Origin of the sequence: Idiomarina sp. T82-3, assembly GCF_001577655.1 — a bacterium.
In the GTDB taxonomy this organism is placed as follows: domain Bacteria; phylum Pseudomonadota; class Gammaproteobacteria; order Enterobacterales; family Alteromonadaceae; genus Idiomarina; species Idiomarina baltica.
Genome location: NZ_LSBQ01000012.1, coordinates 1 through 13,601 on the forward strand (window position 1 = coordinate 1; position 13,601 = coordinate 13,601).

Below are 13,601 nucleotides of genomic sequence, written 5' to 3' on the forward strand. Positions count from 1 at the left end.
AAGCAGCTGATCGATGAGTTTGTCTGATATTGGCATTCTGATATCCTTCTTCGATATTGCTAAGAATGCCATTTACACAGATATTTTTACACTCTCGATGCGCCCTCTTTTAACCAATCATTCGCTCCTGAAGACGATGATGAACAGTTGATGTCCTCTATCAAAATTACACATATCGCTTAATTTGAAGAAACGGCGGCTTCTGGAGTCGCCGAGTTTTCTTGTTCCATAATAGCTTCAACGATCGGACGATTAACCCGAATCATCGCTTTCAGCTCATCAATGTAATCTTGTCCTCGCTCAGAATAGCTGTGCAAACCGCTTAATAGAGGAATCGCACGTACTTGCTCCTCTCGATCACGCATCACTTCACGGATCTGACGTAACTCAAGATACGGTTCATGTGTATTAATGTTGCGCATGTAACTTCGAACCGATTGCGCCACGTGGTCAAACTTTGCCACTTCGTGATTCATCCCCTCAGGTCGTTGGCTTGGTACTAGTCCACAACCCTCGCGATAACACCACTGGCCAAATAAATTGAGCCCTTCTTGTGCAAACCGTGATGTACCCCAGGCGGACTCGTTCGCCGCTTGAACGAGGACCATCATGGTAGGAATAATATCCACCCGGCGCTTGAGGATTTCAAATTGCTGTTCGTTATCTAGGGTTGGATCAACTTCGTAGTAATCGACTAAACGAGCGAGTTGACTTTTATCTTGTTCGTTTTCAAAACCTCTGCTGTACGCATTCTCGATGGCAAATAGCTGTTGTCTTTCGTGCAGAATACGTAAATTCTCCGCTTCAATGATGGGCAGTAGATAGCGAAAAAACTCCCTCTTTTTCTCTCGTACATCATTAAACTCGTCAAAATTAGGGATCTCTGTACGAGGTTTTAGGGTTGGCACTGGAGGCAAACCGTGGCTCACTATATCTTTGTCGCTTGTCGGCTTCTCATATTTACTAAAAAACGGTAACAACAAAGCGGCTATACATACCAAGATAAAGAAAATAATAAATAATTTTTTTCGCATTTGAACTCCTTTAAGCAGTCCAGTCATCGGATTGATTTGATTGAGAGGGTGGCTGCAAGCGCACATTGACACCGATGACTTGGCGATAAATCAAACCCAACAGATTTACTAAATAAGGAATCAAAACAAAAAGCAATAGCCCATATGTAATGAGACCCATGATAAAAACCATGTAAAAAGCAAATGTTAGCGCAATAAAAAACGGCAAATGATAATGAGTAATACGGATTGAATAATAGATTGCGTTCAATGGCGATATGCGGCGTTCGACAACTAAGGGGATCGCTAAACAAAAAATCGCTGATGTATACAAGGTCACTATATAGCCTAGTAAAGGCGAGATGCTTGCAGCCAACCATACAAACAGTTGTGAAATTAACGTAGTGATCACGCCCGCAGCAATGAGCGAGGTCACCACTTCAAATCCCTTAAAAATGTGCAAGCCCTTGGTCGGAATATCGATGCTGTGACGTATCCCCATCAGAATAATGCCGCCAAACAACGGAGCCGCTATCGCAGTACTAAACAAGGCTAAGCCTAAGCCTTGAATGGGTGTCATTTGATTAATCGCTTCGGGAGATGAAAGTACTGACATCGGCAACACAATTTGAATGACAGTGACGATAACGAGTAGTACTGCGAGAAAGCTGATCATGGCCGTTACCAGAGGCCAAAAATGCCGCCCAGTAATAGCAAACGCTTCCTTTAGCCATTGCATCGGATGAACACGGTAGTTTCCCTTCAATGCTTCGGCTAAATCTCCGCCCACAATCATTTGTTCTTTTGATTCGTTTTGCTGCAATTTCGACCCCATAAAGCTCTATACATTTGATATAATTAGCGTCAACCATCGATTTTACCATCGATTCTGTAGCTGAGGAAATTTATGCCCACTCAACATCGACGTAAGCGCAGTCCGAAGCGTCCACGTCCAGTAAACCCGAAACTTGTTCTACTCAATAAGCCTTATGGTGTACTCAGTCAGTTTTCTGGGGAGCCAGATGATGTCACCCTTAAAGATTTCGTTCCTCATTCAAACGTTTATCCCGCCGGGCGGCTTGATAAGGATAGTGAAGGTTTAATGTTACTGACAAATGACGGCGTCTATCAGGCGCGTCTTGCGAATCCGAAATATAAAGTAGCTAAGACTTACTGGGTACAAGTTGAGGGCATTCCCGATGAAGCGCAATTAACGGCATTGCGTAATGGTTGTGAATTAAACGACGGACTTACCAAGCCGGCACAAGCTTTTGCTATTGACGCGCCTATAGGTTTGTGGCCGCGCAACCCGCCGGTGCGTGAGCGTAAAACAGTTCCCGACTCTTGGTTAAGCTTATCGATCACTGAAGGGAAAAACCGTCAAGTTCGTCGTATGACGGCTCACGTAGGACTGCCTACCTTGCGATTAATCCGTGCGCAAATCGGTCCGTTTAAGTTGGCTGGGTTACAGCCAGGAGAATGGCGCGAAGAGCCCCCAGTATGGTAAACTGTGCGACTAGCGTTCCGTGTAGTAACAGAGACAGTAAATCATGACTGAGTCCAAGAAAAACCCCAGTGAAACCAAAGTCATCGTCGGTATGTCTGGCGGCGTAGACTCTTCCGTATCCGCCTACCTACTTCTTCAACAAGGCTATCAAGTTGAAGGCCTCTTTATGAAGAACTGGGAAGAGGATGACGACGATGAATATTGTGCCGCCGCTGATGATCTCGCCGATGCAGAGGCCGTGTGTGAAAAACTGGGCATTGAGCTACACACCGTTAATTTTGCCGCGGAATACTGGGATAACGTGTTTGAGCATTTCTTAGATGAATATAAAGCCGGCCGCACTCCTAACCCTGACATCATGTGCAACAAAGAAATCAAATTTAAAGCATTTCTGGAATTTGCAGCGGAAGCCTTGGGCGCCGACTATATTGCTACGGGTCATTACGTGAGACGCGCTTTTAACGATGGCAAGTGGCAGTTATTACGCGGTTTAGATAATAACAAAGACCAAAGCTACTTTCTTTATACGTTGAGTCACGAGCACGTTGCTCAAACGTTGTTCCCTGTTGGTGAGCTCGAAAAGCCAGAAGTGCGCCGTATTGCCGAAGAGCAAGGTTTAGTTACTGCCGACAAAAAGGATTCCACAGGTATCTGTTTTATTGGAGAGCGCAAGTTTAAGGACTTTTTGCAACAATACCTTCCTGCTCAGCCGGGTAAGATCGAGAGCGTTGATGGTGAAGAGCTCGGTGATCATGAAGGACTAATGTACCACACCATAGGCCAACGCAAAGGACTTCATATTGGCGGTTTAGCTGACGCCGGCGATGATCCGTGGTACGTCGTTGATAAAGATGTCGAGCGCAACGTACTCGTCGTTGCTCAAGGCAAGAATCATCCTCGCCTATTCTCAAAAGGCTTAATAGCGAACCAACTACATTGGGTCAATCGTGAGGAAATAACAGAGCCGTTGCGGTGTGTGGTAAAAACACGCTATCGCCAAGCCGATATAGCTTGCCAAATAACACCTGCCGCAGATGGACGTATCACGGTTTCTTTCGATGAGCCTGTGGCTGCCGTAACGCCTGGTCAATCGGCGGTGTTCTATATCGATGATGTCTGTCTGGGTGGCGGAATTATTGAACAACGTATTACCGATTTTGAGGTGCGTTTATGAACGATTGGCAACAGCGGGTTGTTGCTTTAGCGGGAATGGCACAAGCCGCAATCGCCGTTCAGCAGGTCGCACGTACAGGCCGAGTCCATCATGAAGCTGTAGTGGACACCCTTATCAATAGCGTACTTAACCTGGAACCAGAGTCGACAGAAGCGGTCTATGGCGGTTTAGAAGGTGTTCGTCCGGGGTTGATTTTACTCGCCCAACAGTTTCGCAATAATGCCCAGCGTGACCTCGAAATTACTCGGTACATGGTAGGCATGGTGCACCTATCTAGACGCTTGCTGAATCAGCCAAAGTCGCTCAACTTATTAGCAGAGCGGCTACATCAGGTTGGCCGCCAGTACTATGAGTTTGGCTTCGATAAATATCAGATAACGGCGAGTCTCGCTTCGATTTACCGTGAAGTGATTAGCCCATTAGGGCAACCGATAAGAGTCAATGGCAATCCTAAACTATTAAAGCATGAGGCCAACCAACACTTGATTAGAGCCTTGCTTCTATCAGGTGTACGTAGCGCAGTATTATGGCAACAAGTCGGTGGTAAACGACGTCAGTTTTTATTAGGACGCAAGCGTATGCTGGCGGCCGTCAATGAACTACTCAGCGTGAGTGCATAACTTAAACTGTTTAACTTGGAGAACTTTGGATATGTTACCTTTTTCAACCCTTACGGCTATATCGCCTGTTGACGGGCGTTATGCCAGTAAAGTTGAGCCATTACGTGCCATATTTAGTGAGTATGGTCTAATTAAATACCGCGTGACTGTCGAAGTGCGTTGGTTACAAATGTTGGCTCAGCATGAGGGCATTAAAGAAGTTGCTCCACTTAGCGATGAAGCGAATCAACGCCTTAATGCGATCGTTGAAACATTCAGCGTCGAAGATGCTGAACGTGTGAAAGAAATCGAGCGCACAACAAACCATGACGTGAAAGCGGTCGAATACTTATTGAAAGAGAAAGTCGCTGACTTGCCAGAATTAGCCAAAGTCAGTGAGTTTATTCACTTTGCTTGCACGTCAGAGGATATCAACAACCTATCACATGGTTTAATGCTTACAGCTGCGCGAGACGATGTCTTGGTGCCTGTTATGCAAGATATTGTCGATACTGTAAAAGCAAAGGCACGTGAATACCGCTCGGTAGCAATGATGGCACGTACTCACGGCCAACCCGCCACGCCAACCACCATGGGTAAAGAGTTTGCTAACGTCGCGGTGCGTTTGCAACGTCAGCTTGAGCAAGTGCGCGCAGTGGCACTGATGGGTAAAATAAACGGTGCAGTGGGTAACTACAACGCGCACTTAGCGGCTTACCCGAACGTTGATTGGCATCAGGCTTCAGAACAGTTCGTGACTTCTTTAGGCCTGACTTGGAACGCTTACACCACCCAAATCGAACCGCATGATTATATCGCCGAATTGTTCGACGCGGTCGCACGCTTTAATACCGTGTTAATCGACTTTGATCGTGACTTATGGGGTTATATTGCGCTTAACCACTTTAAGCAGAAAACGATTGCTGGCGAAGTAGGCTCATCAACCATGCCGCATAAAGTAAACCCCATCGATTTTGAAAACTCCGAAGGTAACTTAGGCATCGCCAATTCGGTTATGAGTCACCTCGCGCAAAAGCTTCCGATTTCCCGCTGGCAGCGCGATCTGACCGATTCAACCGTGTTACGTAATCTCGGTGTTGGTATCGCCCATGCGGTTATCGCGTATCACGCTTCCTTGAAGGGCCTGAGCAAACTTGAAGTGAATGAATCTGTACTCACGGCTGAGTTAGACGCAAACTGGGAGTTGATGGCCGAGCCCGTACAAACGGTGATGCGTCGCTACGGCGTCGAAAAGCCATACGAAAAACTCAAAGAGCTCACGCGTGGTAAGCGTATCAAGCCGGCCGATTTGGTAACATTCATTGATGCGCTCGATGTTCCTGAAGCCGCGAAAGATGAAATGAAAGCCATGTCACCGATGAACTATATTGGTCGTGCTGAAGCATTTGTAGACGAGCTTAAGTAATGCATTTACAGAATGTCGATAAGCAAGTCTTTCTCGATTCTGACTGGCAAAAACGCCCGCGCTTGTTTAAGCGTGGGCTCGCCAACGTTGACTTGATCGAACCCGAAATTTTAGCCGGTTTAGCCATGGAAGATGGCGTTGATGCTCGTATTATCGAACATCGAGATCAAGCCTGGTCAGTCACTCACGGCCCTTTCGAGGAGTACGAATCGCTCGGTGAAGCGAATTGGACGTTACTCGTGCAAGCAGTCAATGAATGGATGCCCGATGTCCACTCGCTGTTGCAGGCGTTTCGTTTTTTACCCGAGTGGCGCATTGATGATGTGATGGTGAGCTTCTCCGTTGAAGGCGGTGGCGTTGGGCCACACGTTGACGAATACGATGTGTTTATTGTGCAAGGTGCGGGTCGTCGTCATTGGCGCGTGGGTGCACGTCAATCGACTACGCCAACTTATCCGTGCGAGGATCTCAAGCAGATCAAAGAGTCCTTTGATGCGGTCATCGATGAAGTACTAGAACCCGGTGATGTTCTGTATATTCCGGCTGGCTGCCCACATGATGGCATCGCACTTGAACCTTGTCTCAATTATTCCGTCGGTTTTCGTGCGCCGAATCAAGCCGAATGGCTTGCTCAGCTCGCTGACATGGCATTACAGACTGAGCAACTCAAACAACGTTACACCGATCCGAACCTCTCGTGTGACAACCCAAGTCATATCGTAACTGAAGCTCAGCTAGGCCAAGTCAAACAACTCCTTAAATCAGCGGTTGAATCGAGTGATTTTGATGAGCTCATTTTACGTGCTCAGTCAATGAGTAAGCGCCCTCTTCCTGAGCCCGAGTTGCCGATGGTGCCCGAACAAGTGCCTGCTTTACTAACGATGGATAATGCAACCGTCGTTCGTACACCGGGTTCGCGTTTACTAAAGCACTTCGACAAACCACATTACTTTGCCAACGGTGAGTTGTTTGTGGTGACCGCTGAAGCTGAGGCACTGGCTAAGCAGCTTGCAGAGCTCACCGATGAAACAGCGATTACCGAATTGGCCCCCGTGTGCAGTGACGCGTGTGGGCAAGCGCTGATCGCATGGTTAGTCAATCAGGGTGTTATCGAGCTATTAATTGACTAATTTTTGTTAACAAGTTGCCGTTTACGTCAACTGTAAACAACAGTTGCTAAACACCCGTTTGAATAACGATTTTAGTTTTGTTTTTTAGTAGCGCGTTAACATTCCAAGTGGTAATGTGCGCGCAATTTTGAAAACCAATGAGGATGGAAATTCATGTCTCTATTTGAGCATATTGAATTCGATAATCACGAACAAGTGACCTTCTGCCATGATGAAGAATCTGGTCTTAAGGCTATTATTGCCGTTCACGATACAACGCTCGGCCCGAGCTTGGGCGGTACGCGTTTATGGAACTACGCTTCATCGGCTGAAGCATTAACCGACGTGTTACGTCTTTCACGTGGCATGACCTATAAAAGCGCCATGGCTGGCCTTCCTCTAGGTGGCGGTAAAGCCGTGATCATCGGCGATGCTAAAACCATTAAAAGTGAAGCCCTATTCCGTGCTTACGGCCGTTTCATTGAAACCTTAGGTGGCAAATACATCACCGCTGAAGACGTCAACATTCGCACGGCGGATATCGATATCGTTGCTAAAGAAACAAGCCATGTAGCCGGTACTGCAGATAAAGCAGGCGATCCATCGCCTCACACTGCGCTCGGTACTTATTTAGGCCTTAAAGCGGCGGCAAAACACCGTTTAGGTTCTGATGACCTTAATGGCGTAACGATTGCAGTGCAAGGTTTAGGTGCTGTTGGTTATGACTTTGCCGAATACTGTGCTAAGGAAGGCGCGAAGTTGATCGTAACGGATATCAACGAAGACGCCATGCAACGTGCTAAAGATGAGCTCGGTGCACAGGTTGTGGGTCTTGACGAAATCTATGGCGTCGAGGCTGACGTATACGCGCCATGCGCACTCGGTGCAACAATTAACGATGAAACGCTTAAGCAGTTAAAAGTTAAGATCATTGCAGGTAGTGCAAACAATCAGTTAGCGACTCCAGCACACGACCAGAAAGTTAAAGACATGGGTATTCTATACGCACCTGATTATGTCATTAACGCAGGTGGTGTTATCCACGTCTGTTCTGAAGCAGCTAACTTCTCGCTTGAAGAGACTGACAAACGTGTGCGTGATATCTACAACACACTCGATAAGCTCTTTGCTCGTGCCAATGAAGAAAACCGTCCAACCGGCGAATTGGCCGACGAGATGGCGCGCGAAATCATCGCTAACGCGAAAAAATAACAGCGTAACGAGCTACCTTAGTGATTAAGGTAGCTCAAAATAACTTCAAGCGGGTGTCTCACCCGCTTACCTTCCAAACGTTTTACCTGCGAGCGGCAAGAGAATCCAGTCGCAGTAATACCACTGGTTCCGTACTGTTTAACCGCTTCAGCCCAATCCATTTGATACAAAGCAATACTCTCTTTCAAATTGCTACGTTCATGCCCAAACGTTCCGGCCATACCACAACAGCCCGCTTGGACAATATCGAGCTGCAAGCCGACACTGGTAAATAGCGCCTGCCAGTGCTTTGCTGACTCGGGAATGAAGCTCTGCTCGGTGCAGTGTAACAGCAAACCGTAACGGCGATGACTGCTCTCGAGATCGAGTTTCTCTGCCTTGCCCTGTAACCACTCGATGACTGTTTGCACGTTCAATGCTGCAGCTTTATCACCTAATACGTGGTGATACTCGTCGCGGAATACCAATGCGGTGGACGAATCAACACCCACGCGTTCAATTTCGGTATCGAACAAGGGCGCTAGGTACTCATAAACACGTTCAGCCGTTTGCTTAAACTCCGATAAGAAGCCTTTCACATGTTGAGCTTTACCTTGTCCAACAAACGGTATCAATACAGGTTGATAACCTAAACGAGCGGCGAGTTGCGCGAAAGCATGCACGATCTCAGCTTCGTAAAAGCTGGTGAAAGGATCTTGTACGATAGCCACTAGCTGTTGTTGCTGTTCTACTGGTAACTGGGCGAGCTCACTCGGCTCCGCGACTCTAAACTCTGACTGTTGCCACCGTTTAACCAAGTTAGGCACTGAAAACGCGGGCGTATCGACATAACCCACAACTTGTTTCAAGAAAAAGTTGCTCAGTGGGTTTTTGATAATGGCATTACTAAACTTAGGAAACTTTGCACCCACCTTAGCCGTGCTTTCAACACTTCGCACAAGATGATCTTTAATGGGGCGCGGATACCGAGAGTAGTAATGCTGTAAAAACTCAGCCTTAAACGTCGGCACGTCGACACTCACTGGACATTGATTAGTACAGGCTTTGCACGCCAAGCACTTGTCCATTGACGCCTTCACTTCATGGCTGTAGTCATCTTTCGAATCATTGCGGTTACGCCACTTTTCAAACCAAGATACTTCGTCATCAGGCTGCTTATCCGCGCGGTAATTCTGTTCCGCAGTTAAGCGCAACCATTCACGCATCAATGACGCGCGTCCTTTGGGCGACATACGACGGTCACGTGTCACTTTATACGAAGGACACATTGCTGCTCTGGTATCGTAGTTGAAACACAGTCCGTTGCCATTACAACTCATGGCATTGGCGTAGTAGTCACGTGTCTCAATCGGAATTTGACGGTCAAAATAACCGCGCTTTTGCGCATCAACAGAAACTAACTGCGCTTCGCTGTTTAACGGCGTAGCGATTTTACCTGGATTAAACTGGTTAAACGGGTCAGCGGCTGCTTTTACTTTTTGTAGTTCTTGATAAAGCGCCTCGCCAAAGAATTTCGGCGCATATTCTGAGCGATAGCCTTTACCATGCTCTCCCCACATCAAGCCACCGTATTTGGCTGTCAATGCAGCTACTTTATCACTGATTTCGCGCAATAGAACTTCATCATCTGGATTGGTTAAATCCAGCGCGGGGCGCACGTGCAACACCCCTGCATCCGCGTGACCAAACATGCCGTAATGGAGGTTGGCATCGTCTAAGATGTCGCGAAACTCCATTATAAAAGCCGCCAACTGCTCGGGAGGAACCGCGGTGTCTTCTGCGAAAGCAACGGGTTTACGCGCACCTTTAGTGGCACCTAACAGCCCGACCGCTTTTTTTCGCATGGCATAAATGGTTTGGATGCTTTCTAGGTCATCGCATATTTGATACCCGATCACCCCTTTATTATCTTTCGCTTTAATAAGCTTATCCAAGCGTTTACAAAGCGCATCAATTTTCCGCTGATTTTCCGCTTGGTCCGTCGCGGCAAACTCGACCATGTTGATGCCATTCATGACCTGTCCCTCGACCTCTTCTAGCAGCGGCGAAACGCTATGCCAGATGATGTCTTCACGCGCCAAGTTCAGCACATTGGAATCAATGGTCTCTACTGATGTTGCTTCAGCTTCAACTAAGAACGGTGAGTTATTCAGTGCCGCTTGGAAATCGGAATACTTTACGTTGATTAAGGTACGGTATTTGGGGATCGGTGTGATGTTGAGTTTTGCTTCTGTGACAAAGCCTAACGTACCTTCGGAACCCGCAATCAGGCGCGATAAATCGAGCGTATGATGCTCTGCATCGAAGGTGTGTTTTAAGTCATACCCGGTTAAAAAACGGTTTAACGGCGGAAATTTGGCGTCTATCGCCTCGCGCATACCCACACAGGTATTTAGTGCTTGTTTATATAACCGCCCTACCCGCGAATCGACTTCGCTGTAAGTTTGTGCCTGCTGTAAGTCCACCGGTTCACTGGCTAACAGCTCACCACCTTGTAAGACCGTGCGTAACGATAAAATATGATCACTGGTTTTACCGTATACTAACGAGCCTTGACCCGATGCATCCGTATTAATCATCCCGCCGAGCGTGGCACGATTGCTGGTTGATAAGTCCGGTGCAAAGAAATAGCCATGTGGACGCAACGCGTCGTTCAGCTGATCCTTTACCACGCCGGTTTGTACACGCACCCAACCCTCATCCGCATTGACTTCCAACACGCGATTCATATGGCGACTCAAGTCCACCACAATACCCGGCGTTAACGACTGTCCGTTAGTGCCCGTACCACCGCCTCGAGGGGAAAATGTCACTGAATGAAACTCATCTTGAGCTGCGAGTTTCAGTATCGTTTGAATGTCGGCTTCGTTGACAGGATAAAGGACGGCCTGCGGCAACTGTTGATAAACACTGTTATCCGTCGCCGCGATAAGCCGTCCTGAAAACGTGACATCAATCTCCCCACTAAAATCTGACTGTTCAAGCTCACTAATATATGCCTGATACAACGACGGCAGTGCGCGCTTGGCGTCTAACTTAGGGAGTTGTGTCATAACGTTTTATAGTCCTCTTACAGTTGTTCTGATAAGTACATCCAAGTTTCAATAACAGTGTCAGGGTTAAGCGAAACCGAATCAATTCCCTGCTCGACTAACCATTGAGCAAAGTCAGGATGATCTGACGGACCTTGACCACATATACCGACGTACTTACCACGTGCTTTAGCCGCTTTAATGGCCATTTCAAGCAATGCTTTAACAGCGTCGTTGCGCTCATCAAATAAGTGTGCAATTAAACCTGAGTCCCGGTCGAGTCCCAACGTTAGCTGGGTTAAATCATTCGAACCAATTGAGAAGCCATCGAACATATCAAGGAATTTATCGGCCAATAGTGCGTTTGATGGTAGTTCACACATCATGATCACACGTAAGCCGTTCTCACCTTGTTTCAGTCCCTGCTCTTCAAGTAAATCGATAACTTGGCGACCTTCCTCTAGAGTACGTACGAAAGGAATCATGATTTCGATGTTGCTCAGACCCATTTCATTACGTACACGCTTAATCGCTTCGCACTCGAGTGCAAAACAATCACGGAATTCCTCTGAGATATAGCGCGATGCGCCACGGAAACCGAGCATCGGGTTCTCTTCGTCAGGCTCGTATTGACTACCACCGACTAAGTTTGCGTATTCATTCGACTTGAAGTCTGACATACGCACAATAACGCGCTCCGGCGCAAACGCTGCGGCTAAGGTTGAGATCCCTTCAGCAAGACGCGCTACATAATATTCACGAGGTGATTCATAACCGGCGATCATGGTGCTGATCGTTGCTTTCAACGCATCTGGTTGATCGTCGAAGTTAAGCAACGCTTTAGGGTGCACCCCAATCATGCGATTAATAATAAACTCAAGGCGTGCAAGACCTACACCCGCATGCGGTAAACCAGCAAAGTCAAAAGCACGGTCCGGGTTACCGACATTCATCATAATCTTTAATGGTAAATCCGGCATTGCATCAACGCGCGACTCAGTGACTTCAAAGTCAAGCTCGCCTTCGTAGATGTACCCGGTATCACCCTCTGCACAAGACACGGTAACCGCTTGGCCATTGCTAATCAGCTGAGTTGCATTACCACAGCCTACAACCGCTGGAATGCCTAACTCGCGAGCGATGATAGCCGCGTGGCATGTACGACCACCGCGGTTGGTCACGATAGCCGCCGCGCGCTTCATAATAGGCTCCCAATCCGGGTCGGTCATATCAGTAACCAGCACATCACCAGGTTGGATTTTGTCCATTTCTTCGATGCTATCCAATACGCGTGCCACACCTTTACCGATGCGCTGACCAATCGCACGACCTTCACAGACCACCGCACTGGTGTCTTGTAGTGCAAAGCGTTCGATCGCTTGCCCTTTTTGGTTGGACTGCACCGTCTCCGGACGTGCTTGTACGATATATAACTTGCCATCGATACCGTCTTTAGCCCACTCGATGTCCATCGGACGACCGTAGTGTTTCTCGATGATTAATGCTTGGCGAGCCAGTTCTTCTGCTTCTGCATCGGTAATCGAAAAGGTTTGGCTTTTAGCTGAATCGATGTCCTCGATCAATGTTTGCTTACCATGTGCACGATCTTCAGAAAACACCATTTGGATTTTCTTACTACCCAAATTACGGCGCAACACCGCTGGACGTCCCGCGTTAAGCGTTGGTTTGTGCACATAAAACTCGTCTGGGTTTACCGCGCCCTGAACGACCATCTCACCCAAGCCATACGATGAGGTGACGAAAACGACTTGGTCAAAACCTGATTCAGTATCAATTGTGAACATCACGCCTGATGAAGCAATGTCACTTCGAACCATGCGCTGTACACCCGCCGAGAGAGCTACGCCTCTATGGTCATAACCTTGGTGCACGCGATAAGAAATCGCACGGTCATTAAATAACGAAGCGAAAACGTGTTTGATGGCTTCCATCACGGCATCAAGACCGCGGACGTTTAAGAAAGTTTCCTGTTGGCCCGCAAACGAAGCATCCGGCATATCCTCTGCCGTTGCCGAGCTACGTACAGCAAAGCTGAATTCATCGTTGTCTTCACTGAGTTGGCTAAAGGCTTGCTTGATATCGGCTTCGAAGGCAGGTTGGAAAGGCGTGTCGATGATCCACTGACGAATGGTGCGGCCCGCTTCGGTTAATTTATTGACGTCATTAACATCGAGGCCGTCGAGCAATTCATATATTTTGTCATTCAGACCACTTTGCTCAAGAAACTCGTTATATGCATCTGCTGTCGTCGCAAAACCGCCGGGGACTTCAACCCCTGCACCTGCGAGGTTACTAATCATTTCACCGAGTGAGGCGTTTTTACCCCCCACTCTGTTGACATCTTGCATTCCTAGTTGCTGATACCACAGTACGTTTTCTTGCACGTCTTTTTCCTCGATTTAATCCGATGGGAGGTATGATGTGGCAAACATTTTACACATACTTAGCCAACAAGTTAATATCCGATTTACAAAGCTTTCGATTTTTATCTATAGAATAAGGAATAAA

The 13,601-nt window shown here is 47.5% G+C and carries 10 protein-coding genes; 6 read left to right on the top strand and 4 right to left on the bottom strand.

Features of this window, described 5'->3' with window-relative positions; translation table 11 throughout:
* Positions 1–179: 179 nt before the first annotated feature.
* A complete protein-coding gene (locus tag AWU56_RS08430) occupies positions 180–1,034 on the bottom strand; it encodes a glucosaminidase domain-containing protein (RefSeq protein ID WP_006955769.1) in 855 nt (284 codons plus the stop codon).
* 10 nt (positions 1,035–1,044) lie between these two features.
* Positions 1,045–1,848, bottom strand: coding sequence for a hypothetical protein (locus tag AWU56_RS08435; protein WP_272978086.1), 804 nt, complete (start codon positions 1,846–1,848; stop codon positions 1,045–1,047).
* 72 nt (positions 1,849–1,920) lie between these two features.
* Here AWU56_RS08435 and AWU56_RS08440 point away from each other — a divergent pair, with 72 nt between their 5' ends.
* The 6 genes from AWU56_RS08440 (at position 1,921) to AWU56_RS08465 (ending at position 8,040) form a co-directional block, all read left to right on the top strand.
* Complete coding sequence (locus AWU56_RS08440; RefSeq protein WP_006955771.1) at positions 1,921–2,520, top strand: pseudouridine synthase; 600 nt, start codon at positions 1,921–1,923, stop codon at positions 2,518–2,520.
* A gap of 43 nt (positions 2,521–2,563) precedes the next feature.
* Complete coding sequence (gene mnmA, locus AWU56_RS08445) at positions 2,564–3,694, top strand: tRNA 2-thiouridine(34) synthase MnmA (RefSeq protein ID WP_006955772.1); 1,131 nt, start codon at positions 2,564–2,566, stop codon at positions 3,692–3,694.
* The gene (hflD, locus tag AWU56_RS08450; RefSeq protein WP_006955773.1) at positions 3,691–4,314 is read left to right on the top strand and encodes a high frequency lysogenization protein HflD; all 624 of its coding nucleotides are present in this window, start codon (positions 3,691–3,693) and stop codon (positions 4,312–4,314) included. Before mnmA ends, hflD begins: the two co-directional genes overlap by 4 nt.
* Before the next feature lie 31 nt (positions 4,315–4,345).
* Positions 4,346–5,719, top strand: coding sequence for an adenylosuccinate lyase (purB, locus tag AWU56_RS08455; protein WP_272978429.1), 1,374 nt, complete (start codon positions 4,346–4,348; stop codon positions 5,717–5,719).
* Positions 5,719–6,849 carry a cupin domain-containing protein gene (locus AWU56_RS08460; protein WP_286682236.1) on the top strand — a complete coding sequence of 377 codons (1,131 nt, stop codon included), beginning with the start codon at positions 5,719–5,721 and terminating at the stop codon, positions 6,847–6,849. The genes purB and AWU56_RS08460 overlap by 1 nt, the downstream gene beginning before the upstream one ends.
* Before the next feature lie 153 nt (positions 6,850–7,002).
* Complete coding sequence (locus tag AWU56_RS08465; RefSeq protein ID WP_006955776.1) at positions 7,003–8,040, top strand: Glu/Leu/Phe/Val dehydrogenase dimerization domain-containing protein; 1,038 nt, start codon at positions 7,003–7,005, stop codon at positions 8,038–8,040.
* 17 nt (positions 8,041–8,057) lie between these two features.
* Here AWU56_RS08465 and ydiJ read toward each other — a convergent pair whose 3' ends face one another.
* Both ydiJ and ppsA read right to left on the bottom strand, forming a co-directional pair.
* On the bottom strand, positions 8,058–11,093 hold the full coding sequence (gene ydiJ, locus AWU56_RS08470; protein ID WP_286682237.1) for a D-2-hydroxyglutarate dehydrogenase YdiJ: 3,036 nt from the start codon (positions 11,091–11,093) through the stop codon (positions 8,058–8,060).
* A 17-nt stretch (positions 11,094–11,110) separates the two neighbouring features.
* Entirely contained in the window at positions 11,111–13,477 is a 2,367-nt protein-coding gene (ppsA, locus tag AWU56_RS08475; protein ID WP_286682238.1) for a phosphoenolpyruvate synthase, read from the bottom strand.
* Positions 13,478–13,601: the final 124 nt, after the last annotated feature.

What these genes read in the sequence shown, in the direction of transcription:
- AWU56_RS08430 (WP_006955769.1), bottom strand. Translation starts at nt 1,034, where the DNA reads ATGCGAAAAAAATTATTTATTATTTTCTTTATCTTGGTATGTATAGCC.
- AWU56_RS08435 (WP_272978086.1), bottom strand. Translation starts at nt 1,848, where the DNA reads ATGGGGTCGAAATTGCAGCAAAACGAATCAAAAGAACAAATGATTGTG.
- AWU56_RS08440 (WP_006955771.1), top strand. Translation starts at nt 1,921, where the DNA reads ATGCCCACTCAACATCGACGTAAGCGCAGTCCGAAGCGTCCACGTCCA.
- mnmA (WP_006955772.1), top strand. Translation starts at nt 2,564, where the DNA reads ATGACTGAGTCCAAGAAAAACCCCAGTGAAACCAAAGTCATCGTCGGT.
- hflD (WP_006955773.1), top strand. Translation starts at nt 3,691, where the DNA reads ATGAACGATTGGCAACAGCGGGTTGTTGCTTTAGCGGGAATGGCACAA.
- purB (WP_272978429.1), top strand. Translation starts at nt 4,346, where the DNA reads ATGTTACCTTTTTCAACCCTTACGGCTATATCGCCTGTTGACGGGCGT.
- AWU56_RS08460 (WP_286682236.1), top strand. Translation starts at nt 5,719, where the DNA reads ATGCATTTACAGAATGTCGATAAGCAAGTCTTTCTCGATTCTGACTGG.
- AWU56_RS08465 (WP_006955776.1), top strand. Translation starts at nt 7,003, where the DNA reads ATGTCTCTATTTGAGCATATTGAATTCGATAATCACGAACAAGTGACC.
- ydiJ (WP_286682237.1), bottom strand. Translation starts at nt 11,093, where the DNA reads ATGACACAACTCCCTAAGTTAGACGCCAAGCGCGCACTGCCGTCGTTG.